The sequence below is a fragment of the Formosa undariae genome (genome assembly GCF_042427615.1).
In the GTDB taxonomy this organism is placed as follows: Bacteria; Bacteroidota; Bacteroidia; order Flavobacteriales; family Flavobacteriaceae; genus Formosa; species Formosa undariae.
The window spans coordinates 815,975-840,472 of the sequence record NZ_JBHMEZ010000003.1 but is presented as its reverse complement, the minus strand read 5'-3'; the positions used below and the strand labels follow the sequence as shown (position 1 = coordinate 840,472).

Annotated in this window: 21 protein-coding genes and 1 tRNA gene; 12 read left to right on the top strand and 10 right to left on the bottom strand. The window is 33.4% G+C overall.

Going from position 1 to position 24,498, the window contains the following annotated elements:
• Positions 1-4 precede the first annotated feature (4 nt).
• From ACFFVB_RS06795 to ACFFVB_RS06755, 9 genes are all read right to left on the bottom strand, one after another.
• Positions 5-2,251, bottom strand: coding sequence for a nitric-oxide reductase large subunit (locus ACFFVB_RS06795; RefSeq protein WP_382381963.1), 2,247 nt, complete (start codon positions 2,249-2,251; stop codon positions 5-7).
• Between the two features lie 78 nt (positions 2,252-2,329).
• Entirely contained in the window at positions 2,330-2,764 is a 435-nt protein-coding gene (locus tag ACFFVB_RS06790) for an RrF2 family transcriptional regulator (RefSeq protein ID WP_382381962.1), read from the bottom strand.
• Positions 2,765-3,117: 353 nt separating this feature from the next.
• Positions 3,118-3,540, bottom strand: a complete 423-nt coding sequence (locus ACFFVB_RS06785; RefSeq protein ID WP_382381961.1) for a DoxX family protein — start codon at positions 3,538-3,540, stop codon at positions 3,118-3,120.
• A gap of 131 nt (positions 3,541-3,671) precedes the next feature.
• The gene (locus ACFFVB_RS06780; protein ID WP_382381960.1) at positions 3,672-4,145 is read right to left on the bottom strand and encodes a hypothetical protein; all 474 of its coding nucleotides are present in this window, start codon (positions 4,143-4,145) and stop codon (positions 3,672-3,674) included.
• An 8-nt stretch (positions 4,146-4,153) separates the two neighbouring features.
• Positions 4,154-5,554 carry a methylmalonyl-CoA mutase family protein gene (locus ACFFVB_RS06775; RefSeq protein ID WP_382381959.1) on the bottom strand — a complete coding sequence of 467 codons (1,401 nt, stop codon included), beginning with the start codon at positions 5,552-5,554 and terminating at the stop codon, positions 4,154-4,156.
• A gap of 17 nt (positions 5,555-5,571) precedes the next feature.
• Complete coding sequence (locus tag ACFFVB_RS06770; RefSeq protein ID WP_382381958.1) at positions 5,572-6,948, bottom strand: methylmalonyl-CoA mutase subunit beta; 1,377 nt, start codon at positions 6,946-6,948, stop codon at positions 5,572-5,574.
• A complete protein-coding gene (locus ACFFVB_RS06765; RefSeq protein WP_382381957.1) occupies positions 6,941-7,264 on the bottom strand; it encodes an FtsB family cell division protein in 324 nt (107 codons plus the stop codon). Before ACFFVB_RS06765 ends, ACFFVB_RS06770 begins: the two co-directional genes overlap by 8 nt.
• A 2-nt stretch (positions 7,265-7,266) precedes the next feature.
• On the bottom strand, positions 7,267-7,875 hold the full coding sequence (gene udk / locus ACFFVB_RS06760; protein WP_382381956.1) for a uridine kinase: 609 nt from the start codon (positions 7,873-7,875) through the stop codon (positions 7,267-7,269).
• 34 nt (positions 7,876-7,909) lie between these two features.
• Positions 7,910-9,016, bottom strand: coding sequence for a PQQ-dependent sugar dehydrogenase (locus ACFFVB_RS06755; protein ID WP_382381955.1), 1,107 nt, complete (start codon positions 9,014-9,016; stop codon positions 7,910-7,912).
• 89 nt (positions 9,017-9,105) lie between these two features.
• Between ACFFVB_RS06755 and ACFFVB_RS06750 the strand changes: the two genes are divergently transcribed.
• From ACFFVB_RS06750 to ACFFVB_RS06700, 11 genes are all read left to right on the top strand, one after another.
• Positions 9,106-9,180 (top strand) — tRNA-Pro (locus ACFFVB_RS06750).
• Positions 9,181-9,634: 454 nt separating this feature from the next.
• Positions 9,635-9,775 (top strand): DUF3784 domain-containing protein, encoded by a 141-nt coding sequence (locus tag ACFFVB_RS06745; RefSeq protein ID WP_382381954.1) that lies wholly within the window; start codon positions 9,635-9,637, stop codon positions 9,773-9,775.
• Between the two features lie 104 nt (positions 9,776-9,879).
• Positions 9,880-10,818: a C1 family peptidase gene (locus ACFFVB_RS06740; protein WP_382381953.1), complete on the top strand. Its 939-nt coding sequence runs from the start codon at positions 9,880-9,882 to the stop codon at positions 10,816-10,818.
• A gap of 432 nt (positions 10,819-11,250) precedes the next feature.
• Positions 11,251-11,661 (top strand): response regulator, encoded by a 411-nt coding sequence (locus ACFFVB_RS06735; protein ID WP_382381952.1) that lies wholly within the window; start codon positions 11,251-11,253, stop codon positions 11,659-11,661.
• A 1-nt stretch (position 11,662) separates the two neighbouring features.
• Entirely contained in the window at positions 11,663-12,202 is a 540-nt protein-coding gene (locus ACFFVB_RS06730; protein WP_382381951.1) for a heme NO-binding domain-containing protein, read from the top strand.
• A complete protein-coding gene (locus ACFFVB_RS06725) occupies positions 12,202-14,178 on the top strand; it encodes a PAS domain-containing sensor histidine kinase (RefSeq protein ID WP_382381950.1) in 1,977 nt (658 codons plus the stop codon). Before ACFFVB_RS06730 ends, ACFFVB_RS06725 begins: the two co-directional genes overlap by 1 nt.
• Positions 14,179-14,180: 2 nt before the next feature.
• A complete protein-coding gene (locus ACFFVB_RS06720; RefSeq protein ID WP_382381949.1) occupies positions 14,181-15,311 on the top strand; it encodes an FIST signal transduction protein in 1,131 nt (376 codons plus the stop codon).
• Positions 15,311-16,378 (top strand): sensor histidine kinase, encoded by a 1,068-nt coding sequence (locus tag ACFFVB_RS06715; protein WP_382381948.1) that lies wholly within the window; start codon positions 15,311-15,313, stop codon positions 16,376-16,378. Before ACFFVB_RS06720 ends, ACFFVB_RS06715 begins: the two co-directional genes overlap by 1 nt.
• Positions 16,365-16,682 (top strand): Hpt domain-containing protein, encoded by a 318-nt coding sequence (locus ACFFVB_RS06710; RefSeq protein ID WP_382381947.1) that lies wholly within the window; start codon positions 16,365-16,367, stop codon positions 16,680-16,682. Before ACFFVB_RS06715 ends, ACFFVB_RS06710 begins: the two co-directional genes overlap by 14 nt.
• A 9-nt stretch (positions 16,683-16,691) precedes the next feature.
• Positions 16,692-17,402, top strand: coding sequence for a LytR/AlgR family response regulator transcription factor (locus ACFFVB_RS06705; RefSeq protein WP_382381946.1), 711 nt, complete (start codon positions 16,692-16,694; stop codon positions 17,400-17,402).
• A 109-nt stretch (positions 17,403-17,511) separates the two neighbouring features.
• Positions 17,512-20,097, top strand: a complete 2,586-nt coding sequence (locus ACFFVB_RS06700) for a DUF6923 family protein (protein ID WP_382381945.1) — start codon at positions 17,512-17,514, stop codon at positions 20,095-20,097.
• 912 nt (positions 20,098-21,009) lie between these two features.
• Here the strand turns inward: ACFFVB_RS06700 and ACFFVB_RS06695 are convergent.
• A complete protein-coding gene (locus ACFFVB_RS06695) occupies positions 21,010-23,070 on the bottom strand; it encodes a tetratricopeptide repeat protein (protein WP_382382232.1) in 2,061 nt (686 codons plus the stop codon).
• A 165-nt stretch (positions 23,071-23,235) separates the two neighbouring features.
• Between ACFFVB_RS06695 and ACFFVB_RS06690 the strand changes: the two genes are divergently transcribed.
• A complete protein-coding gene (locus ACFFVB_RS06690) occupies positions 23,236-24,489 on the top strand; it encodes an oligosaccharide flippase family protein (protein ID WP_382381944.1) in 1,254 nt (417 codons plus the stop codon).
• Positions 24,490-24,498: the final 9 nt, after the last annotated feature.

The following is a 24,498-nucleotide window of genomic DNA, read 5'->3' as shown; positions in this document are numbered from 1 at the left end:
TGCTTTAATTGTTTTGTGTTATTTTATTTTTTAGTGTTAAATCAAATACGAACCAACATATAGAAACTATTCCTACTGCGAAGATCACATCTCCTATGGTTCTCATCCATTTTAAGGTAATCATGTTTGGGTTTTGCATTAATTCCGAAGAACGTGCGTACCACATACCGTGTTCAATACTTTCGATAGCCTGCCAAACACCCATTGGAAGTAAGCTTAATAAGGCCATGGCTAATAATCCGATATTTAACGACCAGAATGACACTTTAATAAGCTTGTTATTCCATTTTACATTTCTGTATAAGCTTCGTAATACAAACAACATTAATCCTATTCCTAACATACCGTAAACTCCGAATAATGCGGTGTGAGCGTGTAATGCCGTAGTATTTAAACCTTGAATGTAGTATAGTGCAATCGGCGGATTAATAATGAAACCAAAGATTCCCGCGCCTAAGAAATTCCAGAATGCAACAGCAATCATAAAGTAAATGGGCCATTTATAATCTTCAATCCATTTTGTGGCTTTCGATAATTTATAATTGTGATAAGCTTCGTATCCGATTAGGGTTAACGGTACAACTTCAAGAGCACTAAATGTTGCTCCTAATGCCATAATTGCTTTTGGTGTTCCAGAGAAATATAAGTGGTGGAAGGTTCCTAAGATACCACCAGACATAAATACAATAGTTGCTAGTAACACATTTAAAGTCGCTGTTTTGGTTTTTAATAAACCTAATCTCACAAATAGGAATGCAATTACTACAGTGGCGAAAACTTCAAAGAATCCTTCAACCCATAAGTGAACTACCCACCATCTCCAGTATTCTGCAATCGCAAGGTTTGTGTGTTGTCCCCACATTAATCCTGAAGCATAAAATAAAGCAATAGCCGTACAAGAAATTAAGAACATGATAATAAGATTCTTTTCTTCTGTTTTACGTTTTAGTACCGGAAGTAAAGGTCTTACCATTAACGCTAACCATAATATAAGGCCAACAAAAAGGAATATTTGCCAGAAACGACCTAAGTCTACATATTCGTAACCTTGATGACCGAACCAGAAGTTTTCTAAATAGTTTAGTTTTTGCATTACTCCAAACCATTGGCCAATCATAGAACCAAGGACGATAATAAGTAGCGCAAAGAATAAGAAGTTAACTCCAAATTTTTGAAATTTAGGATCTTTCCCTGCGACAGCAGGAGCAATGTATAATCCAGTGGCTAACCATGCAGTTGCAATCCAGAAAATAGCTAATTGTGTATGCCAAGTTCGTGTTACCGAATATGGTAAAATCTGATCTAAAGCAAAGCCGTAGAACCCGTCGCCTTCCACACCATAATGTGCAGTAACAATACCTAATAGCATTTGTAAAACCATTAATAAAGTCACCACCCAAAAGTATTTCTTAATTAGGTGCATACTTGGCGTCATGCCTTGTTTTAGTAAAGGGTCTTCGGCAGGAGGAGGCATTTCTTCATCTTCACCAGATTTTACATGATAGAATACAAGAACACCAATACATAGAATTAATAAAATAATACTTACTCCAGACCATACCATTAAATCCATAGTTGGAGCATTTCCAACAAGTTCGTCTGCTGGCCAGTTATGTGTATAAGATACGTTACTGTTTGGTCTTTCTGTAACTGTTGCCCATGTTGCCCAAAAGAAAAAGGCATTCATTTTCTGCATTTTCGCATCATCCTTAACCGTGTTTTTAGGGATGGCATAATCTGCTCTTAATTTATCGAAAGCGGGATCGTTAGTGAATAATCCTTTGTAGTAATTACTTAAATAGTTAATAGCAGCAACACGATTCTGACTGATGGTAATGGTATTAGACGACGCATTAAACGTGTTTTTTCGAACATCGTTTTGTAGTCTAATTTTTAGTGCAGCTTGTTGTTCATCTGTAATGTCGGTGAATTGTTTGTTAAAATCATTTTCAGCATAAACATCTAGAATATAAACAGCCTCTCTGTGTAACCAATCTGCTGTCCAATCTGGCGCAACATAAGCACCGTGACCCCAAATAGAACCGAGTTCTTGACCACCAATACTTTGCCAAATATTTTGTCCGTCTTGTATATCTGCTTCCGTAAAGATTGTTTCTCCAGTATCCGAGACTATTGCCTTAGGAATTGGAGGAGATTGTTGGTAGATTTCAAATCCATAGTATCCCAAGACACTAAACGAGCAGATTACAACCGCTGCAAAAAGAATCCATAGTTTTTTTTCTTTGTTCATAATTCAAATTAATAGTTAGTTGTTTTTAATTAATTTTTTAATTCGGATAAATTTGTCCGAATTATAGGCAAATTTTTTTTATCGTTTTAAAAAGGTCTCCCCTAATTTTATATCTAGTGCTAAAGATTCTAAGTCTGTAGATTCTAACATCTCTCTTAATTGGTCTCTCACCGATTTAAATTTATCATGCATAGGGCAAGGTTTATCCTCATTACATTCATGCAAACCTAAGCCGCAACCTTTGTATATATTGTCTCCATCAATAGCGTTTACAATGTCAGCTAATTTTATGGTTTTAATTTTGCTTTTAGTAATTTCAAAACCACCGTGGGCACCTTTAATAGAGTTAATTACATTGTTTCTGGCTAAAGCTTGTAAAATCTTTGCTGTAAAAGCTTCCGGCGAGTTAATTTCCTTCGCAATTTCTTTCGGACTTACGCGTCTTTCTTCCAAAGAATTTAATGCTATAAAAATTGAAGCTCTAATACCGTATTCACATGCTTTTGAAAACATAAAATATTATTTATAATGCAAATATAGATACAAATTTTAATAAGGACAAATTTATCCGAATTAAAATCTACTTATATTTGAATGATTAAAATTAAGTGCTCAGCCCTAATAAATAGACCGATATTTTTGTTTTAAAGATAAAGAATTATAGATGTAGATGAACCCTTTTATTACGGATTTATTTTCGGTACTCAATTTAACTAAATGTTAGGTTGTGCTCTTTAAGTTCCACTTCTATTGATGCTCTTCAATCAGATTCAGTTGTGTGACAAGCTTGAGAATACAGCTTTTTTAGAAGTGTAAAACCAATTTTATAAAAGATGTATTGGTGATGAAACTAGATATATAATAGATTAAAATTTATTCTTGAGATACCTTAAGGCATCTGTGGACCATAATGCCCAAATTACTAATACGGGCTGAAAAAACAACCTCACTAGTCTTTTAGTATCTGTATCTAAGCCAAAAGCATCTGTTCCATTCATGTATTGTGCTATATTCCCGGGGAAAATTAAAATGTAAAACAGTGCCAAAGCGATACCAATTTTTACACGTTCTTTTTTCCAAAATATCATGGAGAGTCCAAAACCAAGTTCAACCAATCCAGATAATATAACGACTAAATCCTTACTTAATGGAATCCAATTTGGGACTTGAGCTTGGAATTCGTCACGTTGAAATGTTAGGTGTCCAATTGCTGCTAAAACCATAATAGACCCTAAAATAATTCTAAAAATAGTTTGAGTTCGTGATGTTGAAACGGTTTGATTGTCCATGTTTGCGTAATTTAAAATAAAAGTATCTAAAATTGGGTTTCAAATTAACTATAATACTATATAAATTAACAGGAATGCTTCGTTAGAAATAGTGTCTGAAAATTTATTTAAGAAACCGTAAGATATTTGTTTTATGTAATTAGGAGTGTTAGCATTTGTATCGCAGTATCACTTATGTTATCGCTAGATTTCATAATAATATGTACTCCAATATCAGTTAAGGTTTTGTAATCTAAATCAGTTAGTTGATCTCCATCTACAATCAGTAAAATATACTCGCAACCGTAATGTGAAAGTGATGCAATAATTTCTGAAACCGTATGAATGGTTTCGTGGGTTAATGAGGATAAATGAAGTGCATGTACATCGTTTTCTATGGCTTGTTTTGAAATGTCTGTAGCCGATTGGAATGACGGACCTAGATCTACATCGAAACCTATATCGGCGTAGGCAACCGCAATAATTTTGGTGTCTTGTTCATGATTATTTTGTCCGATTTTAGAAAGTAATAATCGCGGACGTCTACCTTCTTGTGCTGCAAAGGTATTTGCAAGAGTTTTTGCTTTTAAAACGGATGTGATTTCTACATTTGCCTCACTTTTCATACCGAAACTTAATTTATATCTTTACAAATCTCACTAAAAGTAGCATTAGATTTTACGGCTTTAATAGCTAAAGTTAATCGATTTTTATCATTGTTTTTAGAAGCTTCTGTTAATTTTGAAAGTAAATCTGCAACCGTATCGTCATCTCGGTTCATTGGTAATGGATTCAAAGTCTGAATTACATTTGCGTATTCTAAATCATGTGCCTCAAATTGAAGTAATGCTGATTGTATGTCTTCAGGAATTTTATTTGTGTTTTGATACGCTTCAAAAATAGACCACGCTTTTTTAGCGAGTTCTTGAGTTTGTTTTTCAACATAAAAACTGCCTGCCCAAGGATCGACCGTTTTTGTGATTTGTGTTTCTTTTTGTAAAAACAGCTGTATGTTTTTATCCAAACGTTCGGATTCTAAAGTTGACGAAATTACAGATTGTGTTTTTAAACTTTGCGTGCCTCCAAAGATAGAAGCAAGCGCTCCGATAGTCGCTTTAGTCACCGCATTTTCTGAATTTAAATTCTTGGGATCAGTGGTTTTTGTTTTGCAATGTATATGTAATGCAAGCGATTTCTCGTCTTTAGGATGATACGATTTTACAATTTTTGCCCATAACAATCGAGCAGCTCGAAGTTTCGAAATTTCATTAAAATGATTCAAACCAATCTCAAAATTGAAAGATAGGCTAGGGGTGATGTGATCTATTTTTAAGCCAGAATCTATTCCTTTTTTTAGTATATTATTTCCTGAAATCAGCATTAATGCTAGTTCTGTTTCTAAGCTTAAATGTTTTGAAGAATCGTTACAAATACAAATGACGTTAAAATGAGGAGCCTCTGTTTTAGTAAGTTCTAAGATGTCTGAAATGGAATGTTCAGAATTTTCGGTGTTATTTAGAAGATTCAAATTTTCTAAAACATCAACTTCAAAAGTCCCCTTTACGTTATTAAGATCCAGGCCTTGAGTTTCTACAGTTGCAAAATAAAAAGCCAAATTAGCCAATACATTTGCATCGTTCTTAAGAGAAATAGTAATGGCGTTTAAAGGAATATCTTTAAAAACGGATTTAAATTGATCGAGAGTGTCCACGCGAAGCGTTTCATTACGATTACAATTAAAGTCTAATGAAAAATGACGCTGTCCTGCTTTGAAATTACGTTTATAAAAAGCGTTGTATTCTGTAATTGTATTTAGGCGTGCCGATTGCTGTATATCCCAAGGTGCTCTAATGTACATCGTAGATGAAACACCTCGTAAAAAAGGTGCAAAACCAGCTCCAGACTCAAAATCAGATTCAGAATCGCTTGAAATTTTAGTATGTGGTTCTGCACAAAAATTAGCTTCATTATTAATATGGATAGCTTGATTTTCTGCGTAATTTAAAGTGATATGTTGTAGATCTTTTCTACTCATGTTAAATTTTGGATATACTATTTTTCAGATTTCAATCTGTATTGTTCTAAGTTTTCTGCTAAACGTTTCGGGATTATTGGTTCTAATAACGTTTTCCTCGGGTTTTGTTTTACAAAAGGATATAAATCCAATTGATCTTTTATGCGGTTTTCAGAATTTATATGTGAATTGGTCCCGATTAAAGATATCTGCCCAGCATCAAACTGGTCCTGTTCTTTTTGCGCACTCTCTTTAATTTTCTTCTGAATTAAACCGGCTTTCAATAGTTTTAAAAATCCACCTTGAGCTTCCAAATCTTTAAACAAGTCTAAGGATTTTTCTGACAATTGATGGGTTAAGGTTTCTATGTAATAAGAACCATCAACAGGATTATTTATTTTGCTGTAATCAGTTTCGTTTTTTAGAATCACCAATTGCTGTCTTGCTTTTTGTTCTCCAGACGTATGGTTTTTATGAAAGAGCGAATCGAATGCTATATTGCAAATACTATCTGCGCCACCTAAAATAGCACTCATACATTCTGTAGACGTTCGTAACATGTTTGTTTTACTATCGTAAATTGTTTTGTTACGTTGCGATGGACTAGCAATAATATGGCATTTGGTATTCACGTTATATTCTGAAGCCAGTGTATGCCATAATATACGCAAAGCACGAAGCTTCGCGATTTCGAAAAAGTAATTAGGACCCAGGGCAACTTTAAACGTTATTTCAGTTTTAAACACATCTGAAAAACGATTTAAATATTCGTTGGCGTGTGCCAAACCATAGGCGAGTTGCTGTGTAATTGTAGCTCCTGCATTTTGATAAAGACCAAGATTTACACTCACACTACTTTTTAAATGGGCGCTATTTTTTAAAACAGTTTCCAATGCTTTATGATCGGCGTTAAGAGTAGCGTACCAATTTCCATCTTCAGTAAGATGTCCGATAATATCGAAATTCACATAAAAAGAAGCCTTAATTTCAGAGGCCATTAATTCTAATTGCTCAATAAATTTTGAAGAACAGAATTGTAAATCGAAATAGATTGGTACAAGATGTAGATCTATGTTTTGAAATAATTTGCTTAAATCACAGTGTTCGGTAGCAATATTAAAAGCTAGAGCCTCGGCACCATCTTTTAATGCAATTAGAGCTAAATCATTAGACTTCTCTTCCGAATTAACATAGATCGTTTGCGTAATTTTAAACGTGTTTGAAGGAGATTTAAAATTGAATGGAATCGCTTTTAAATCTTCTTTGCTGTAAAAAGGCTTAACGTTAATGTCTTCGTTCGAATGCCAAATAAGCGTCTTGTTATAGTCGGCTCCATTTAAATCGAATTGAATCTTTTGTTTCCACGCTTTTGCCGATACCGAATTAAATTCTTCAAACAAATTTGTGTTACTCATCAGATTCTATATTTAAACTGTCTTCGTATTCTATAATGTAAATATCCTCTTTTTCACGCTTTAAATAATAGGTTTCGCGAGCGAATTTTTCAAGACCGTCTTCGGTATTTAGTTTTTTATACGCTTTGCGATCCTTCGTAATTTCGTTTATATAATACTCTTTTTGCTTGTTAAGATCGTCGATGTCGTTATTCAATTCGTTATGAATTAAATACGAATTACTATCGAAGAATAACATCCAAATAGCAAAGCCAATCCCTGGAATAACAAAGGGATTTTTAAAGGGTTTTATATATTTATTATTGAAAAATTTCAACGTTATAATAGTTTTTCATTAATAATGGTACGAACGATATTTATAGCAACCGTATTGAATTTATTATTCGGAATTATAATGTCCGCATACTCTTTCATAGGTTCGATAAATTGTTGGTGCATGGGTTTTAAAGTGGTCAGGTAACGGTTTAAAACTTCATCCATATCACGGCCACGTTCAGCAATATCCCGCTTTAATCTACGAATTAATCGTTCGTCACTATCGGCATGAACAAATATTTTAATATCGAATAAATCACGAATGTCGGGGTGTGTAAATATTAAAATCCCCTCGACAATCATTACTTTTCTAGGATGTGTTAAAATGGTATCGCCAGTCCTGTTGTGTTTTACAAAAGAATAGACGGGTTGCTCGATTGGTTTTCCTGCCTTAAGTTGTTTTAAATGTTTGACTAATAAATCGAAATCGATAGATTTTGGGTGGTCAAAATTTATTAATTTTCGTTCATCATAGGATAGGTGAGAGGTCTCGCTATAATAGGAATCTTGTGATATGATACCAACTTCCGCGTCTGGAAGTTCATTTAAAATTTGATTTACAACAGTTGTTTTTCCACAACCTGTTCCTCCTGTAAGGCCTATAATGAGCATTGATTTTTTGTTTTATGAATGGACAAATTTAAGGCTAATTCTTCGGAATAATTTTAACTATTCCAAGATTTTCTACACCTACGTAAATATAACCGTCAGGACCTTGGACAATAGAGCGAACACGCCCGATATCTTGTAATAGTTTTTCTTCTTTTACAACTTTATTTCCTTTTAAAATACAACGGTTTACATATTGAAATTTTAAAGAGCCTACTAATACATTTCCTTTCCAGTCGGCATATTTATCACTGGTTACATAACACATCCCTGAAGGCGCAATAGACGGTGTCCAGTGATGAATTGGTGATTCCATACCTTCTTTTTCTGTGTAATCTGTAATCGAAGTTCCCCAATAATTAATACCAAAAGTGACTAATGGCCAACCATAATTTTTTCCAGCCGATATAATATTAATTTCATCTCCGCCTTTTGGACCATGTTCGTGTGCCCAAATTTTGTTTGTTACCGGATTCATAATCATGCCTTGCGGATTTCTATGTCCGTAAGAATAAATGGCTGTTTTAGCATTTGGAGAATTTACGAATGGATTATCTTTCGGAATAGATCCATCGTCGTTTAAGCGGTAGATTTTACCACCATCTTTGGTGATGTCCTGAGGATTTTCGTCGCGCTCACCACGTTCTCCAATACTAAAGAATAGGTAATTGTTTTTATCGAAAATAATACGAGAACCAAAATGATTACCACCGCTAAAGTTTGGAGTTGCCTTATAAAGGAGTTCTTTATTAGTTAGAGTGTTATTACTGATTTTTGCTCGCATAAGTGCCGTATTTGCACCAGAACCTGCTCCTTCTGCAGAAGCGTAAGTGAAATAAATCCAACCATTATCTTTATAATTAGGGTGTAAAGCAATATCTAATAATCCACCTTGTCCTAATTGTTTAATTGCAGGTAATCCTGAAATATTAATGTTCTTACCATCTTTAAAATGAATTAATTCACCAGATTTCTCTGTTATAAGCATAGACGAGTCAGGAAGAAACACAAACCCCCAAGGATTATTTAGGTCGGAAACTATAGTTTCGAAGGCATAATCGTTTAAAGATGATTTTTTATCTTGGGCACAAGCTGTAAAATGAAGAAATAAAACTATTGATAACAAGCGCTTTATGTAGGTCATGATAATTATTTTAAAATTTAGTTACAATTTACTAAAAAATATAGTTGATTTTTGAATAAAACATGTATATTTGCACCTCGATAATTTTTCGGGGTGTAGCGTAGCCCGGTTATCGCGCCACGTTTGGGACGTGGAGGCCGCAGGTTCGAATCCTGCCACCCCGACTAACCTAGTTTTAGGTTAAACAAAAACACTGTTAATCTTTTGATTTTCAGTGTTTTTTGTTTTTAACACATTCTGTAATGTTCATTTTTAACTAAATTTGGGTGTGCAATAGGTCGTATATTGTGTTGTTGTTTAAAGCACTTTCTAGTCAGATTTGAGTTTCAATTAACACGTTATGTTTATTTCAAGTCAGTTTGATATGAAATTTTCAAACCCATTTACAGTAATTTCTCTTCCAGTAAATCAAGGCTTAAATTTAATTCATTTTCTATCTCTGTATTTGATACAATAGGTGATAAACAATCAGAAATTAGTTTAAGGCGACTTCTTTATTACGTAATGCACATTAATAAAGTTTGAGAATAATCGAAAAATAATTGCTAATTTAGGGTGTTAAATAGGCTGATCTAATACGCTTCTACAACATTATCTAGGATTTATCTTTTAATTGGAATGAGTATCCTTTTTATAATAATAGAGTTTATTGTTACAGAAAATAATGCAAAATATTTACTTTCTGGTTATAACACCATGAGCGATGACACTCAAAAAAAAAGTAGACCTATCATCTTACATTCCGTATTATTAAAATAGATGTTGCATAAATCTATTGTTCGGCATAAGAGAGCGCTAACGAAAGTATAATAATTCAGTTAAAAAATACGTTGTCTAATCAAGACGCTAAAAAATATCATAACATGAAAAATCAAATCTTTATATGTATAATATTAACCTGTTTATTGGCATCTTGTGCTACAGATTTTAATGATAATTTATCGGTAGAGCAACAAAATCCGATAGATTATGAGTCTACCGAGACCCAATTTACATCGGAAGATGGCACGGTATATTTTACAGGAGCTTCTAATTGTACAGGAGATGGAAGTTATGTTTTTGATGAAGATAAAGTGTTAGAGGCACTGGTAATTCCAACAACTCTACCCGAAGTTTTAGATTTGTCGTCGTTTCTTCCTCCAATAGGAGACCAGGGGAGACAAGGATCTTGTGTGTCTTGGGCAGCAACTTACTATTTAAAATCATTTCAAGAGCATCTAGAATCAGGTGATTTATCTTATAATCCGGATAATATCATGAGTCCTGCTTATACGTATAATCAAATTACGATGGGGACTTGCGAAGGTACTTCATTCGAAAACACCTTAGATTTATTAATTGATAAGGGGGCAATTTCGTTAGAATCATTTCCTTATTCAGATAGTTCATGTAATATTCAGCCTACGGGAAATCAAGATTTAGAAGCCGAACCAAATAAAATGAGTGATTATAAGTATTTAAGTGGCGATAATATGGTATTAGAAATGAAAACCTTGCTAAATAATCAAACTCCTGTCTTAATTTCAACCTTTTTAGATTCTGAATTCGGTAAAACAGATGAAAATGGCCTAACAAAATACCAAGAGCATGACGTCGATTATGATGTAGAAGGCGTTTGCCACGCCATGTTAGTTGTAGGATATTCAAACGAAAATAATGCCTTTAAAGTTGTGAATTCTTGGGGGCAAGCTTGGGGAGACAACGGATTTGTTTGGATTGATTATGCTGCATTTGATAATGTGACTGATGATACAGCTGGGTTTCGTGTAATTAGTTCGGCGATTGTGGCCTACGATTTATAAACTCATTTTAGTACACTAGACTTAAATGAGTTTTGCTTTTGTATAAAGTTTTGTCTCTAAGGTAAATGGAGACTGAAATTCGTATGCATAGATTTTAAATTCTCCCTTTTTATTCGTTTTTAAAATCGATTAATGATTAACGCATTCTGAAAATAATTTATTGCCAATAACCTCGTGTAAAACTCTTGAAAACACGGATAGGCACTACTTTAAAGCCTTCACGTAAAAAGTCTGTGAGAATTAAAAAAGGGCATAATCTAGGGCCTTCTTTTATTGTTTTTAGTCCAAAATGGAACACTAGCATATTTCTATAAAACCATTCGTCTATACTTAGTGACCATTCATCTACATTAATACAAAGCTTATCTAAAAGACAAATCAGTTTGAAGCAATAGTAATATCTTTATTTTTTTTAAGAAAAATGGTATGTTAATGAAAACGCTTAAAATATTATTAATAGAAGATGACATGATTGAAGTCATGAAATTAAACAGGGCAATTTCATCGCTAGAATTACCTCATAAAATTATAGAAGCCAATAATGGTGAAGATGCGTTAAACTTACTCGCACAAAAAGATAATATACCCGACATTATATTACTGGATTTAAATATGCCAAAAATAAATGGTATCGAATTCTTGGGTATTCTAAAAAACGATCCTACTTTAAAATATGTTCCTACAATAATCCTGACCACGTCAAGCAATCAGCGTGATTTATTAGCATGTTACGAAATTGGCATAGCAGGTTATGTGCTTAAGCCTTTAAAATATGAGGAATATGTTTCAAAAATTGAAAAATTATTAGGATATTGGAGTATTAATGAATTAAAGAAAATGTAATATGAAAGGTATCGTATTTACTGAGTTTTTGGATTTAGTAGAGGCTAAATTTGGATTAGAAATGGTCGATAAAATTATAACCGAATCTAATTTAGAGTCTAATGGTGTTTACACCTCTGTAGGTACATATCAGTTTTCAGAAATGCTTCAACTTTTACAGCATTTAAGTCAAAATACAAATATTTCTATAGACGATTTATTACTCGTATATGCTGAACATTTTTTTGCTGTATTAGCAGAAAGTTATCCAGGGTTAATTGATTCTTACAAAGACCCTATAGAGATGTTAGCCTCTATAGAAAATCATATTCATATAGAAGTTAGAAAAATCTATCCAGATGCAGAATTACCTAATTTTGAAGTGATAGAGAAAACAGAAAATTCGCTGGTAATGATTTATAAATCTAGCAAATCTATGCATTATTTCGGATTGGGATTAATGAATAAAACTTTTGAGCATTTTAATTCAACTGCTACAATTCAGCTTGAAAAAATTAAAAAAGATGGTACCGAAGTTAAGTTTATAATTCAGAAGAACTAATGAGTCAGCAGCAAATCGATATATTAAAACGTGCGCTTGAACGGGAACGTGCTGCGAGAAAACAAGCGGAGAAAATATTAGAAAATAAAGCAGCCGAACTTTACGAGGTCAATCAAAAATTACAAAAATCTAATAAAGATTTAGAAGCATTATTAACCAGAACAGATTCTCAGTTGCAAGGGGTTTTCGAAAATATTGTAGACTCTTATGTCATTATCGATTTGGTAGGTAATATTTTGAAAATGAATGATGCCGCAGAAGATTTACTTGGTTATACATATAAAGATGAGTATTTTAATCTGATTAAGATGGTGCATCCTAGTGAAATCGAACGGGTTAAAATATCGTTTGAAAACTTATTTAGAGATGGTATTTTAACGGACTTTCATGTTAAGATTATAACGGGAAATAATAGGCATATTTTAGTGCATATTAATGCTAGTGTAATTTACGATCAAGGCGTTGCGGTTGCTGCACAAGGAATTGTTAGGGATATAACTAAGCAGAAAGCGAGTGAAAACAGGCTTAGAGAGTCCGAAAATAGATTAGCCACATTAATTCTTAATTTAGACAGTGGTGTTGTTTTGGAAGATGAAAATAGACGCATTGTGCTGACTAATAAAAAGTTTACACAACTATTTAATATCGATGTGTCGCCTACAGATTTAATTGGGAAGAACTGTAAAACAGCTGCCGAACAAAATAGTGTTTCATTTAAGGATCCGGAAGCGTTTTTAAAACGTATGCGTGATATAGACGATAAAAAGGAAACCGTTTTAGGCGATGAATTAGAAATGATTGATGGCAAGATTTTAGAACGTGATTACCTGCCAATTGTAGAAGAAGGTGTGTCGAAAGGATATCTGTGGACCTTTAAAGATGTCACCTTAAACCGAACATATAGTAAAAGTTTAGAAGCCGAAAAACAAAAGTATTCCAGCATAATTTCTAATATGAATTTAGGGTTGGTAGAGCTCGATAAACAAGATCGGATTTTAATGGTGAATCAGAGTTTTATAGATATGACTGGTTATTCCAAAGAAGAGCTTATAGGTGTTAAGGGGAAAGATTTATTGCCTTCTCAAGCCGATAGAGATATTTTGAAAACTAAAGTTTCTGAACGAAAACAAGGTAAAACAGATTCTTACGAATTGCGAATTAAAAATAAACAAGGCAAAATTAAATATTGGCTGGTAAGTGCAGCACCCAATTACGATTTAAAAGGTAATATATCTGGGTCAATTGGTGTGAATTTTGATTTTACAGATATTAAAAACCTGCAACTCCAAAAAGAACACTTATTAAAAAAAATAGAAAAAAGTAATGATGAGTTACATGAATATGCCCATGTGGTCTCTCACGATTTAAAATCGCCTTTACGTAGTATAAATGCATTAGTCTCATGGTTAAAGTCCGATAATGTAGGAAAGCTGGATGATATGAGTCTGCAAAATTTTGCGCTTATAGAAGATACTTTAGAAAAAATGGAACAACTAATTACAGATGTTTTGGAATATTCTAGTATTGGTTCCGAGGAAAATCTTACAACCCATGTCGATCTCGAAAAAATGGTCGCAGATGTCATTCAATTATTTTACGTGCCAGAGCATATCCAGGTGCGGGTATTAAATACTTTACCCATTGTAGTTGGTAATAAAACGAAACTGCAACAGGTTTTTCAAAACCTAATAAGTAATGCCATCAAATTTATTGAAAAGGAGACTGGGTATATCGAGATTGATTTTGAAGACATAGACACCCATTATAAATTTTCTATAAAAGATAATGGGGTTGGAATCGATAAAAAATTCCATCATAAAATATTTAAAATCTTTCACGCTTTAAATAAAAGTAAAGAATCTACAGGAATAGGATTGTCTATAGTTAAAAAAATTGTCGAGTTACACGAGGGTGAAATTTGGTTAGATAGTCAGGTTGAAGCGGGTACAACATTCTATTTTACATTAAAAAAATAAAAATGAAAACGGTTCAATTAAAAAAGAAAGGAGATACGTGGGAGTATTTATCGCCTAAACAAGATTTAAAAAATCCATTGGTATTGGCTTTCGGAAATAGATTCCAATTAGAAGATCCCAGTATTTATAGCGATATTAAAAATCTTTTTCCTGACGGACATATTGTTTTCGGATCGACTTGTGGCGATATAGCTGGTGGTACGGTAGATGACGAAAGTATTTCACTTACAGCATTAGAGTTAGAAAAAAGTCATTTTTTAATAAAAACAAGTAATGTTTTACATGCGGATTTAGATAGTTTTAAAACAGGTAAAGAACTTGTTAAACAGTTTCCGCAAGCAGGTTTAAAATTTATTTATGTTATTTCCGAAGGCAGTTTTATTAACGGTAGTCAGTTAACAAAGGGGATGAATGCCGGGACCGAAAATAATGTTTTAATCACTGGTGGACTTTGTGGTGACGAAGCCAGATTCGAGAAAACCCTTGCCGCTTATAACGAGAATCCTAAACCTGGAGAAATTGTAGCTGTTGGTTTTTATGGTGAAACTTTAGAAGTTACATTCTCAATTCATGGCGGCTGGACACCTTTTGGGCCAGAGCGTACCGTAACAAAATCTGAAGGGAATGTCTTATACGAGTTAGACAACTTACCGGCTTTAGATTTGTATAAGAAATATTTAGGCGAAAAATCTAAAGCGTTGCCTGGAGCGGCCTTGTTATATCCACTTAATGTAACCACAGAAGATGAAAATCAATCTATAGTTAGAAGTATTTTAAATATTAATGAAGCTGAAAATGCCATTGTTTTAGCAGGTGATATCACCCAAAATGCTAAAGTGCAGTTAATGATGACAAATGTAGATAATATTGCCAATGCTTCAGAACGGGCTGCGAGACAAGCTTTAGAATTAAGAAAAAATAAACCAGAGTTGGCGCTTTTGGTAAGTTGTATTGGTAGAAAATTAATTTTAGATCAGCGCGTAGAAGAAGAAATAGACGAAGTTGTGGCTGTTGTAGGCAACGATACCACTATTTCTGGATTCTATTCTTATGGTGAAATTGCCCCATTTCATGGTGAAAACAACTGTCAGTTACATAATCAAACCATGACCATAACGCTAATAAGCGAATAATGAATTCTTTATTAAAAAGACAAATACGGAAATATTTAAGCGATGTGCAGGCATCCGATAAGGATTTAGAGCCATTTCTAGATGCTGTTAATCGCTCGTACAATAATTTCGATGAGCAATATGGCATGCAACAACGGGCTATGGGATTGAGTTCGGATGAATTGTTTGATGCTAATCTACAATTGCGACAAGAGGCTCAAGCACAACAAGACGTTATTAAGAAGCTAAAGCGTGTTATTGAAACCTTGAAATTTTACGAACTTCCAGAACAAAAAAGTGCAGATAATAAGGAATTAGATGGTATAAAATTGGTTGAGTTTATTGAAAACCAGACAAACGAAATCATTTTAATAAACAAAGAACGCGAAGAATTATTTAGCGAACTCGCATACCAAAATCAGGAGCTTAGCGATTATGCGCACATGGTCTCTCACGATTTAAAATCGCCATTACGTAGTATTGATGCGTTAACGGCATGGTTAAAAGAAGATTATGAGGCTGTTGTAGATACCAAAGGAAAAGAGAATTTAGACTTAATTAGGAATAATGTCGAAAAAATGGACTTACTAATTAATGGTATTTTAGAATATTCAACCATAAGTAAAAATAAGGTAGAGTTTTATAGAGTCGATGTCGATAAACTCTATTACGATATATTGGATATTATAGAAATTCCAGAGCATATTTCAATTCAAAAAAAGCAACGTTTACCAGTAGTAAAAGGAGATAAATATAGATTGCAACAATTGTTTCAGAATTTAATTACCAATGCCATAACATATAACGATAAAGAGAAAGGACGTATCGAAGTTGGGTTTGAAGATAAAGATAAGTACTGGCAATTCTACATACAAGATAATGGTAAAGGAATAGACAAGATCTATTTTGAAAAGATTTTTGAAACCTTTAAAAAACTAGAAAACACCCCCACATCTACAGGGATAGGTTTATCTATTGTCAAGAAAATAGTGCTCCTATTCGAAGGCGAAATTTGGTTAGAATCTACCGTTGGTAAAGGCACTACATTTTACTTCACTTTAAAAAAAGAACCTCATGGAACAGCCTAACTTATCTTACATTAAAAGTATGTCTGGTGGCGATTTAGCCTTCGAACAGAAACTTATAGACATTATAAAATTAGAGTTTCCTGAGGAGAAAACGGTATACTACGTAAATTTAAATGCCCGAAATTTTAAATTAACAGCAGAGAATGTTCATAAACTTAAGCATAAAATTAGTATTTTAGGGCTTGAGAAAAGTTATGAGATTGCTGTAGCGTTTGAAGAAAATTTACTTCAGGGTAATACAACCCTAAACGATCAATTTGAATCTATATTAAATACCATAACTAATTACCTACAAAAGTTATAATTGGTATTTATGAATTGTATTATTATTGATGATGAAGCCACAGCTAGAGCTATAATTGGTCAGTTATGCACGAGTTTAAACAGTCTGAATGTTTTAGAGGAATTTCCTAATGCGCTCCAGGCTATAAAATTTTTAAATCAGAATGATGTCGATTTAATATTTTTAGATATTCATATGCCAGATTTTACAGGTTTCGATTTTATAGAAACTATTAAAAATCCGCCAAAAATAATACTAACTACTTCCGATGCTAATTTTGCTATTCAGGCCTTTGAATATGATTGTATAGTAGATTATCTTGTAAAACCTATTACCCCTGATCGTTTTCAAAAAGCCATTGCGAAAGCCGAGAACATGACGAGAACAGTAGTCGAGATTCCAAATTCTGAAAAGGACGTGGCGGCTTCTGGAAATCATTTATACGTTAATATAGATAGACGACTTATTAAGATTGATATTCCAAGTATCTATTTAGTTGAAGCCAAAGGCGATTATATTCATGTTAAAACCGAAGATAAAAACTATACGGTTCATTCTACCTTAAAGAAAATGTCTGAAAAATTACCTGAAGATTTGTTTCTAAAAGTACATCGTTCGTTTATTATCAATGTGAAGAAAATAGTTGACATTGAGGATAATAGTGTGCTTATTAAAAAAGATGTAATTCCTGTAAGTCGATCAAATCGTCCAGAATTAATGAAACGTTTAAACTTGTTGTAAACACTTAACGGGCTTAATAAACCATTCGTCTACACTTCGTTTTCATCAGGCGAAAATTAAATATTTAACACGCTTCACCCTATACATTTGTGATATAAATTATTATATCATGAAAAAATTACTACATATTTTTCTTCTATTAGGTATAAGCACCTATGCACAAGATGTGCCTTTTAATTGTGACTACAGTGCGTATTTGTTTCAGTATAATGATGTGTATGCTGTCGATTTAGCTTCTGGGAATTCTTATACTGTGGCAACAGATATTACGGAAGGCAATATTAATGCAGCGGGATACAATCCTGCAGATGGGTTTATTTGGGGTTCGTTAACAAGTCCTCAGAAATCTATTGTTCGCATCGGGAAAAACTTCAACACTACAATCTATACTATTAATGAATTACCCGAATCCAATCGTTATGTAGGCGATATAAATACAGATGGTATTTATTATTTAAAAGGAGGTGGAAAGACATATTATACAATAGATTTAAATCCAGAATCTAAAAACTATACCCAATATTTAGGAACAGATAATTTATCCGAAAATATTAATATTCATGACTGGGCTTTTAATGCTGTAGATGGAAACTTATACGCTGTAGAGAAAAAGACCAATATTTTATATAGAATAAATCCTGAAAATGGTAATGTTTTGTCTTTAGGCGTTATACCTACTTTAGCCGGATTAAATTACACCTATGGCGCTGTGTATTTTGATGCTAGCGGACGCTTCTATGTGTCGGCAAATCAAACAGGAACTATTTACATGATTCAGAAAGTGCAAGACTTAACGGGGGCAAATGCAATGGAGTCTAATTTGTTTGCCTTTGGACCATCTAGTGCTAGTAATGACGGTGCACGTTGTCCTACTGCTCCAGTGGCTCAAGAAATTTGTGATAACGGAATTGATGATGATGGCGATGGATTAATAGATTGTGAAGATCCTTCTTGTTCGGGATATTCTGGATGTCCAGTTTTAGAGCAAAGTACAGCGTCTAGTGGTAATGCAGGCGGATTAGAAAGTAATAATAGATTGGCAGATAAGATTAGTAAACGAAATTTTAATAGAACTAAAAGCAGTTATAAATTCGATAAGTCAACAGCGAAATTAGTGTCAAAAACGTCACTATATGGTAATATGGCAACATCAAGGGGAGCTTTACAATTATCAGATTTTGTGCCTTTAGAAGTTATAAACGAAGATGTGGTGATCGAATCTTCTCCATCAGATTTAGTAGGAATTACTAATGCAACCAATGTGTATTCTGTAGATTATATTAGAAAAGATGAAGCTGTAGCTTCGGTATTAGTCTTAGAAACAACCAGTGGTGTTTACGAGCATACCAAATATATATGCGACAGGTTATTAGGCGCCGAATTGTTATCGGTATCGACTATAGAAATTAATGAGCAACAATTTATAAAAGCATTAATTAAAAATATCGATGGTTCTCTGGAGTTTGTTTTAAGCTTTTCTGTAAAAACTATTAATAACGGTAATGAATATGGCGTAGAGAGTCATTGGAATTTAGATAAATACGAAGATAATGTTGGATTCTATAATTTTCAAATTTGGTCTAACTCTTTAGACGATTTAATATTACTAGGAGAAGAAACCATCCGATTGATGGAGATTGTAAAACCGATTTCTAACTATAATAATTCTACAGCTCCTACAGTATTTGTGAAAAAAGGAACGTATCACAATGGTCTATTAAATTTAGAAATTGTAAATACAAATAAAAGTGCTTCTGTATCTTTCGATGGGGGATTAAGAACCACAGAAACCGATGTTTTAGATTATGTATCGACACGGATCGATTTAAACGGAAACTATATTTCTACTATCGATGTTGATGCTGGAAATTTATTCGATATCGGATTTAGAATAGGCGATGGGGTTGAAACACCAGACGATTTATTTATGTCCGATGGACCTTGGGGATACGACGATGCTGCACCATCTACAGAGGTTACAAAGTATACTGTCGAGACGAATTACGATGCATTTGAAAGCGACGAATATCCAGTAGAACGTAATATAAGTCTAGAAGCAACGACCAGCGAATATATTGCGGCTTATAGAGCCTTGACACCAAAGTTTAATCCGATAGATTTAACAGCTTACAACAGCTTGAAATTTAAAGCCAAAGGAACAGGAACGCTTATCGTGAGATTGGTAAAAGAAAGTGTTGAGAATTGGGAAACACAATACAAAACAAGTGTTTCTTTATCAGCTGATTTTAGCGAATTTAGTTTGCCTTTTTCTGAATTTGAATCGAGTAACGGTTCTCCTCTGGAAGTTACAGATATTACCTCTTTAGTGTTTACAATGCTTGCTGAAAATGGTACTGAAGAAACAAAAATAATGGATTTACAACAGCTTAGATTCTCAACTAGTGAAACTTTAAGTGTAAGTAGTGTTAATCAGGATGAATTATTAAATCCTATTGCAGTACCAAATCCTATGCAGACAAGAACAATCATACATTTTACAGCCCAGCAATCTGAAAGTGTAACATTAGCGGTGTATAATCAGATGGGAGCACTTGTAAGAGAAATTCCATTTCAAGCTAAAGCCGGTAAAAATGAAATACTGTTAAACAGATCTAATTTGGCCTCAGGATTATATTTATGTAAAGTACAAAGTAAGATTACACAGTATAAAACCACAAAACTACTTGTAAATTAATTAATAGCTGATTATTTTAGTGGTAAGGCAAAAAACATATGTTTTTTGCCTTTTTTTATTTCTAATTTTCAGTGTTTAGGCTTCATAAATCTATTTCATAAAACATTTTTGTTGAGGTGTTATAAGTGGTTTCAAACACTAAGTTCTAAAAGTTAACCCTAGTATTGCGATGGGCATGAAATAAAAGATAAAACTAATAGTCGTTAGCGTTTTTGTTATCGCGTTTCGTGAAATAGCGTAGACAGAAACCCAATGAGTTTGATAAGATTGTTTAAAATTCGCTAATATATGCTCTGAGAAAAGAAAGATAGCTTGCAAGGGATAATGAGGTGCTTGATATTTATATCAATACTAGAAATCGGATATCTGCTGTTGGTCTTATTTAAGTGTTGTAAATCTAACACTGTAATACGGTAAGTCTAAGCCGCTTTTGTTTGTATATGATGGCCATATTAATATAGGATGCTTAACTTAGAAGCGCTATCAATATACTATAATAAGCGCAATAAGTATATAGTTTTTTAACGCTTAAGAATACAAGAAAGACCAGAGTTCTTTAGAAGAAAAATATAGTGCGAGATAGAGGTGGAGTACTCCAGATTTATGTCAATATTATAAACCATAAACCTGTTGTTAGTCATAATTATGACTAGTAAATTTAATACTATAAATCAGATAAGCCTAATCGTTATTTGTTTACCTATGACACATCGTTGACTGAATATGAGTAGGCAGAGAAGTAGACTTCTTAATATAAGAAACCATAAAAGCCACATGTTATATGATACATGTGGCTTCTTTTTAGTAGGATCTTTGATAGACTTTTAGGAATACTTTTAAAGATTGAATTTATTTTATTGTAACTCGTGTGTTTTTAAGGAGTTGTGTCTTTGTCCCGGTTAACGGAGTCAACTATTTTCTAAATAAAGGTTTGTCGAACAAATACCATTTAAAACGCAGTCCAATTTCAGTATAATTAAACCCAGCAGCCGTTGCCGAAGCAATATTACTCTGAGTACCATAAAGGTTTATCAACGCACGGTCGGTGAATTTGTAACCTAGTTTTCCTTGAATACGATAAGTTATCTGGCTACTATCGTCTTCAATATATTGCAAACCTGTAGCCGCAGTAAGTTCGTAAAACCATGATTTTGGCTTGGTAGTCTCTTCGTTTTTTATCACGTTCGCAAAGATTTCGAAGGCGTTAAATGATTCTGGACTAAAATAAATATCTGGTACCTGGTTTTTAAAGGTGATGTATTGATAGTTTAATCCTACTTTTAAAGCTGGTTTATTAAACAAGTTGTAGTACAACGATGTGAATAATAAGTTTCTTGTATTCTCGTCGCTTTGCCACGTGTAAAAATACTGCGTAAACCAGCCCAATTTAAAATTAGTACTTAAATTGTAATTCGCATATGCATGATTCATTACAATTTCACGATCTAATAATTCGGCGTTAAAATTCTGTATTTCTCTTTTGTAACCTAAATCTAAGACTTGTAATTTATAAGGTTTTATATTTAAAGATACATCGGTCACAAAATGGGTATAGTCATTCGTGCTAGCTTTGGCATCGGTGATACCTCCTAAACCTTTAAATGTGATATTGGGTAAGATTTGATAGCTTAATCCCAATGCAAAATTGTTAGACTGAGCTTCGTTATCTGTAACCTTATTGCTGGTAGAACGAAAACCGTAAGTCGCTAACCACTTTAGTTTTGTCGAGGTTGGAATTTCTAAACCTGTTTGTATGGCGTATGCTTTATTATCTCCATTATCGAAAGAATAGTAGGATTTAGTCTCCCAAGATGGCGTAAAAGTGGTGTTTAAAGTCTTTATAAATTGAGACGCATCTTTTTGATTCTTATAGAAAGACAAGGTGTTTTCTGCCGAGATATAAGCATCATCATAATATCCCAAGGCTTTTAAAGCATTGGCTTTTCCTAAGTTTCCATCGAACGAAGTACTATCGTTTACTAAAATTCGGTTATAATCTGTTACACTCTTTTTAAAATCACTTTTATAAATATTTAATGTGGCTCTTAAGGCAAGAACCCAATTTTCGTTAGGATGCGTTTCTATTAAGCTTGAAATATTAGTGTCTGCTTCAGTATACTTTCGGTTCCAAATTAAGGCTTGGATATAGCGTTCTGTCGTTGCCTGTTTTATTTTAACATCGCTATCTGAATTTAATTTAGAGAATGCCTGTTTGCTAAACTCTAAGGCCTCGGCATCTTTTTCATTTAAATGCGCGACTAAAGCCAGTCCGTTTAAACCCGTTATATTGTATTGCGGTTTTGCTTCTAAGGTTTGGTATACGGCAGTAGCATCCTCCAACCTGTTTGCAATAAGGTATAAGTTGGCTAAATTTATTTGGGTGTCTGCATCTTCCTTAAAAAGAGTAAGATTTTCTAAAAGTAAATGTTCTGCTTTATCGTAATTCTGAGCTTGCTGTTGCTGGTAGGCATACCCCAAGTAGATATATTTTTTAGATGTTAATGCATTGGGATTGCCAGGAGAAACAGCTAAGGCCTTGTTTACATAAGTTAAAGCGTCTTCGTACAATTTTAAATTAGATAAGGTATTGGCATAACTTAATAAAGCAGGAAAACTTTTAGGATCTTCTATAATAAGCGTCTTGAAATAACTTTTAGCTTCTTCAAATTTACTGTTCCATAATAAGGATTCACCATAATTTAGTTTGACTTCAAAATCATTAGGGAAATCATTCAAAAGATTCTCAAATAAAGTTTCTGCCTGTTCTGGGTTGTTGTGTAAACCAATAGCGCGGCCGTAACATAAACGGGCCGTTTTATTATTAGGATGGTCTTCTAATACCGTTTTAAAAAAAGATTCGGCAGCTTCGTATTTTCCAGTTTCTAAATAAGTAAAGCCTTCTTGCATATTTTGAGAGAATCCCAAAAGGGTGAAAAAAGCCAGACATAACGTTAAATAATATGTGAGTTTCATTTCGTGATTTTTCATATTGCAAGTTAAGCATAGAGGTTGCATTATTCATCTATAGCAACTGTCCATTCATCGAAATTGATCTACCATTGACTGATTATAGGAAGATATTTGTAGCAGAAATTAAAAACGATAACGAATTAGTTAACTCAAATTTTGTAACAGAGCATGCAAGTCATTTCAATTTTAAAAGGTAAGAAATTAGAACCAAAACAACTATTTATGCTTAGTGTATTGGCTGTAAATGGCGGGAATTATTTTTACAATCTTATTCTTGGTCGATTATTAGGTCCTGCCCAGTTCGCAGATGCTGCGGTACTAATTACGTTGTTATTGGTGTTGTCTTTTGTTGCGATGACTTTTCAGTTGGTCACCGCTAAATTTTCGGTGGAATTAGAAACAGATGTGTTTAGTGGCTTTATTGCTAGAATTTATAAAAATGCCACGTGGGTTGGTGTTATTTTAGGTGTGCTTACGGTGCTATTTTCAAAACAATTACAGCAGCTGTTTCATACCACGTCGTCTAGTATGTTTGTTGTTTTTGGATTAGGAGTACCGCTATATTTTGTAATGAGTGTAAATAGAGGTGTTTTTCAAGGTAAGCAAGATTTTAAAGCGTTATCGCTTACATATCAAGGTGAAATGTTAAGCCGATTAGTTATTACATTGGGGCTTATTTTTCTATTTAATTTACAATCTTCAATCACTATAGCTATCGGTATATTTGTATCCTTTATCATTGGGTTATTTCCATTTAAAACCGAACATATATCTTTTAAAAAGACTTTTGTAAATAATGAGCATAGCAAACAAATAAGACGCTTTTTTATCTTAACTGCGTTTTACGAACTCACACAAATCATTATAAACAATAGTGATATTTTATTGGTAAAACATTATTTCGAATCTTACGAAGCTGGCCTATATGCTTCTTTAGCTTTAATTGGTCGCATCGTTTATTTTATAGCTTGGATGTTTGTCATGCTCTTGTTACCAACCGTTGTTCAGTTAAAAAAAGAAGGTAAGCAAACGGCTCCTATTTTATTTAAATACGTGGGGTATATCGCCGCAATAGCTTTTGGTATTGTATGTGTAACCGCTTTATTCCCAGAAACGGCAATTACTCTATTGTTTGGTAAAAGTTATTTATCAGTTGCACCTTTATTATGGAAATATGCCTTAGCCACGGGTCTATTCGCGGTGTCTAATATTTTTGCATATTATTATTTGTCTTTAGCGCAATATATCCCGGTTGTGATCTCTGGATTATTCGGGCTTTTACAAATGTTTTTAGTGGTTTGGTTTCACGAAAGTTTAGAGCAAGTGGTACATATGCAAATAATAGCGATGGCATTGTTATTAGGTATCCAATTGGTGTGGTTTGTTCTGGATTACAAGGTTTTAAGTGTTAGAAAGGGTTAATCTATAGTA

Excerpts from the sequence above, each read along its gene's own strand:
- ACFFVB_RS06795 (WP_382381963.1), bottom strand. The coding sequence starts at position 2,251 with ATGAACAAAGAAAAAAAACTATGGATTCTTTTTGCAGCGGTTGTAATC.
- ACFFVB_RS06790 (WP_382381962.1), bottom strand. The coding sequence starts at position 2,764 with ATGTTTTCAAAAGCATGTGAATACGGTATTAGAGCTTCAATTTTTATA.
- ACFFVB_RS06785 (WP_382381961.1), bottom strand. The coding sequence starts at position 3,540 with ATGGACAATCAAACCGTTTCAACATCACGAACTCAAACTATTTTTAGA.
- ACFFVB_RS06780 (WP_382381960.1), bottom strand. The coding sequence starts at position 4,145 with ATGAAAAGTGAGGCAAATGTAGAAATCACATCCGTTTTAAAAGCAAAA.
- ACFFVB_RS06775 (WP_382381959.1), bottom strand. The coding sequence starts at position 5,554 with ATGAGTAGAAAAGATCTACAACATATCACTTTAAATTACGCAGAAAAT.
- ACFFVB_RS06770 (WP_382381958.1), bottom strand. The coding sequence starts at position 6,948 with ATGAGTAACACAAATTTGTTTGAAGAATTTAATTCGGTATCGGCAAAA.
- udk (WP_382381956.1), bottom strand. The coding sequence starts at position 7,875 with ATGCTCATTATAGGCCTTACAGGAGGAACAGGTTGTGGAAAAACAACT.
- ACFFVB_RS06755 (WP_382381955.1), bottom strand. The coding sequence starts at position 9,016 with ATGACCTACATAAAGCGCTTGTTATCAATAGTTTTATTTCTTCATTTT.
- ACFFVB_RS06745 (WP_382381954.1), top strand. The coding sequence starts at position 9,635 with ATGAGTATCCTTTTTATAATAATAGAGTTTATTGTTACAGAAAATAAT.
- ACFFVB_RS06740 (WP_382381953.1), top strand. The coding sequence starts at position 9,880 with ATGAAAAATCAAATCTTTATATGTATAATATTAACCTGTTTATTGGCA.
- ACFFVB_RS06735 (WP_382381952.1), top strand. The coding sequence starts at position 11,251 with ATGAAAACGCTTAAAATATTATTAATAGAAGATGACATGATTGAAGTC.
- ACFFVB_RS06730 (WP_382381951.1), top strand. The coding sequence starts at position 11,663 with ATGAAAGGTATCGTATTTACTGAGTTTTTGGATTTAGTAGAGGCTAAA.
- ACFFVB_RS06725 (WP_382381950.1), top strand. The coding sequence starts at position 12,202 with ATGAGTCAGCAGCAAATCGATATATTAAAACGTGCGCTTGAACGGGAA.
- ACFFVB_RS06720 (WP_382381949.1), top strand. The coding sequence starts at position 14,181 with ATGAAAACGGTTCAATTAAAAAAGAAAGGAGATACGTGGGAGTATTTA.
- ACFFVB_RS06715 (WP_382381948.1), top strand. The coding sequence starts at position 15,311 with ATGAATTCTTTATTAAAAAGACAAATACGGAAATATTTAAGCGATGTG.
- ACFFVB_RS06710 (WP_382381947.1), top strand. The coding sequence starts at position 16,365 with ATGGAACAGCCTAACTTATCTTACATTAAAAGTATGTCTGGTGGCGAT.
- ACFFVB_RS06705 (WP_382381946.1), top strand. The coding sequence starts at position 16,692 with ATGAATTGTATTATTATTGATGATGAAGCCACAGCTAGAGCTATAATT.
- ACFFVB_RS06700 (WP_382381945.1), top strand. The coding sequence starts at position 17,512 with ATGAAAAAATTACTACATATTTTTCTTCTATTAGGTATAAGCACCTAT.
- ACFFVB_RS06695 (WP_382382232.1), bottom strand. The coding sequence starts at position 23,070 with ATGAAACTCACATATTATTTAACGTTATGTCTGGCTTTTTTCACCCTT.
- ACFFVB_RS06690 (WP_382381944.1), top strand. The coding sequence starts at position 23,236 with ATGCAAGTCATTTCAATTTTAAAAGGTAAGAAATTAGAACCAAAACAA.